This is a genomic window from Candidatus Anoxymicrobium japonicum, assembly GCA_002843005.1.
GTDB lineage: Bacteria > Actinomycetota > Geothermincolia > Fen-727 > Anoxymicrobiaceae > Anoxymicrobium > Anoxymicrobium japonicum.
Map to the genome: position 1 here is coordinate 1 of PHEX01000110.1, position 3,098 is coordinate 3,098.

The window sequence follows — 3,098 nt, forward strand, 5'->3', positions numbered from 1 at the left end:
ACCAGCAGGCACGTTCGCATGATCGTCTGCATAGCCGCGAAAACTCGCCCTCGGATATCCTCTTCGAGGTTCTGGTGAAGAAGGGTGTAGGAAGATACGATCAGGTAGCCCAGCAAATATCCGCCGGCAAATATTATTGCCAGAGAAAGCGGATAGAAGTCGTTGAAGGCGAACACGAGCATGATAACGCCGAAACCCGTGACAGCGCGAATGAGCCATTTTTCCACTGGCATGCGCTTTGTCATCCATGGCGTCATGCCGGCGCCGACCACAATGCCAATCATCAGAAAACTGATGACCAGAAGGAACTTCGCGCCCTCGGAACGCAAAACCTCTTTTGCGAAAGGCGCGCCCAGGATGTACAGAGAGCCGCCACCGATGAACCCCACTATCATGATGCCGAGGATCCCTTTCGTGAGCGGGTTGGCGACCATGAACGCGAGGCCTTCCTTGAGATCAACGTAGATAGACCTGGCGGACAGCTTCTCCTCGCGGTGAATTGAACGCTTCGGGAAAGCGATGGTGAACAGCAACATCGCTGACACCAGGAACGTGAGAGCGTCCACGATAAAGGCGAACTGGCGCTGGAAAACCGCCTCGTTCGCCACTACGTACCGGACGAGCGGAAATTCGTGGATAAGGCTCGCGATGCCGAGGATGACAGTCGCGATAAGCGTTCCGAGCGCCATGGTAAGGTAAGTGCTCGTGGACATCATAGAGTTCGCGGTCATTATTTCGTCTGTATCAACGAGATCCGGTATGCAAGAGTCCCTGGCGGGGCCGAACAACAAGGTAAAGCATTCGATGCCGAATACCAGTCCACAGATGAGAGCCAGCGAGTTCGCGAAAGCGAGAGCCACAACCAGCGCGCAACGAACCAGTTCGCACAGAACAAGGAGCGTCTTGCGCTCGATCCGATCCACTACCGCGCCTGCCACCAGCCCGAAGAGGAATGCCGGCAGAAACCTGAAAGTCATCATCCAGAACAGGCCCCACTGACTGTTGAGCCGGTACACCGAGTCGAGAAGAACGCCGACAATGACCCAATCCCCGATGCCGGATATACCCTGCCCGACCCAGAGCGTCATGAAATCATGGTTTAAGAAAACTTTCCTGAAAGCGGATATCTCGAGGGATACCTGAGTTGATGGATCCCCGCCGTGAAGCTCCTTGACCTGACCGTCTTTCTCCATGAGCGTGTCGCCCAACTGTCCATCACTCATCTATATCTCGATCACTTTTCTGCGAAGTGAATGACAGTTTACGCTCAGCGCGACTGGAAGGCACGCCATGTGGCACGGCGCTGAGAGTATTCGAGCGCCGATGCACGTCGTAGTCCCGCCGAGGGCGCCGGGGCCTATTCCCAGGCAATTCACAGCTTCGACAAGCTCCGCCTCTCGCATCGCGACGCCTTCGGCGGGAGACAGTTTCTCGCGCTGTCCGCTCTGAGAAGTGGAAGATGAGTTCAGCGGCAAGAGCAACGCTCTCTTTGCGAGCGCCGGCGCGCGGTCAAAACTTCCTCCTATTCCCAGGCCAAGCGCCAGGGGTGGACACGACCCCGCGCCCACCTCGGAGATTGTCTCAAGGACGAACTCGCGTACGCCTTTCCAGCCGGCGCCCGGTGACAACATCGCTATCCGTGACGCATTTTCGCAGCCGCCGCCTTTGGCGAGAACGCCGACGGTCGATTTCTCATCATTCGAGATTGTCACGTCCACAATGGCCGGTGTGTTATCTTTTGTGTTGTCTCGTTCGTCTAAAGGGTTATTCACGATCGACGATCGCAGCGCCCCACGCTTCGTCGCCCTCGCGACGGCGCTCGCGGCGATGGCCTCGATGTCGCCTTTGATGAGCGTTTCAGCCCCCACCGTCACATAAACAGAAAACACGCCCGTGTCCTGGCAGAGAGGCACTCCTTTCTCGAGCGCTACGCGCGCGTTTTCAATGATGAGATCTATCACGCGACGGCCCAATTCCGAGCGCTCACCTGATCTGAAAAACTCAAGCGCGCTTTTCACGTCGTCGCCAAGAGTTGTTGATATATCAAGGCAGAGAGACTCGATGGCCTCGCCTATCTTTGAAGCGTCAATCACTCTCATCGGCAACAGCCTTTCCCATCTCGGACACACGACGGCTTACGCCTGCGGCCGCCGCCTTGAGAGACTCGACCTCCCTTTCAGATAGTGACAGCAGGACTACCTCGAGAACTCCCGACCGGCCGAGCCTGGCGGGAACACCAAGAAATATGCCATCGATGCCGTACTCACCACGCAGGTACGCCGAGACGGGCAGCACGCGCCCTGTGTCTTTGAGAACCGCTGTCGCCATTGTGCCGATGGCGACAGCCGGGGCGTAGTACGCGCTCCCTGTGCCCATGCAACTGACAATCTCCGCTCCACCGTTCCGGGTGCGCTCGACAATACGTTCGAGTTCCGACTCTCCTACAACCTGGCCAAGCGGCCTGTCGCCGACTCGTGACCAGTCCACCAGCGGCGCCATGTCATCGCCGTGCGAGCCCAGCACGAGCGTGTTCAGTTCTCGCATCGGGACGGACGCGAGCCTGTTCAAGAAGTACACAAATCGTGAGGTGTCGAGGACGCCCGCCATGCCAATGATGCGGCGCTCGTCGAAGCCGGACGCCCTCCAGGCGAGATAGGTCATCTCGTCCACAGGGTTGGTGACGTTTATCAGAACGGCGTCGGGCGCGTTGCTCGCGACACCACGCGCAATGCTTTCGACAACAGGAGCGTTCCGCGCGGTAAGATCGAGCCGGGACATTCCAGGCAACCTCGGAAAACCGGCGGTTATGATCACAAGGTCGGAACGTTCCGCGAGTCCCGGGTCGTCTCCACCCTCGAGGCGCGAGTCTGAGCCCGTGCAGGAAAGTGACTGCTCGATATCCATAGCCAGGCCTTTAGCTTTGCCTCCATCTATATCAACGAGGGCTATTTCCAGAGCAGTTGAAAGAGCGAGATAAAAAGCGGTTGTGGCGCCAACATGCCCGGCGCCGAATATAGTCACTTTATCCATGGCCTTATCCCCTCGCGAGAGTCACTCCATCACTTCGCGGGCGTCTTTTTCGCAGGCGCTTTCTTCGC

3 protein-coding genes are annotated in these 3,098 nt (G+C 57.7%); all 3 read right to left on the reverse strand.

The features are described 5' to 3' along the window. The coding region (locus CVT63_08160) for a hypothetical protein (protein ID PKQ27406.1) at positions 1–1,208 on the reverse strand (1,208 nt) is incomplete at its 3' end. A gap of 15 nt (positions 1,209–1,223) precedes the next feature. Further along, positions 1,224–2,105 (reverse strand): fumarate hydratase, encoded by an 882-nt coding sequence (locus tag CVT63_08165; protein PKQ27407.1) that lies wholly within the window; start codon positions 2,103–2,105, stop codon positions 1,224–1,226. Continuing rightward, complete coding sequence (locus CVT63_08170) at positions 2,086–3,030, reverse strand: malate dehydrogenase (protein ID PKQ27408.1); 945 nt, start codon at positions 3,028–3,030, stop codon at positions 2,086–2,088. The genes CVT63_08165 and CVT63_08170 overlap by 20 nt, the downstream gene beginning before the upstream one ends. Positions 3,031–3,098: the final 68 nt, after the last annotated feature.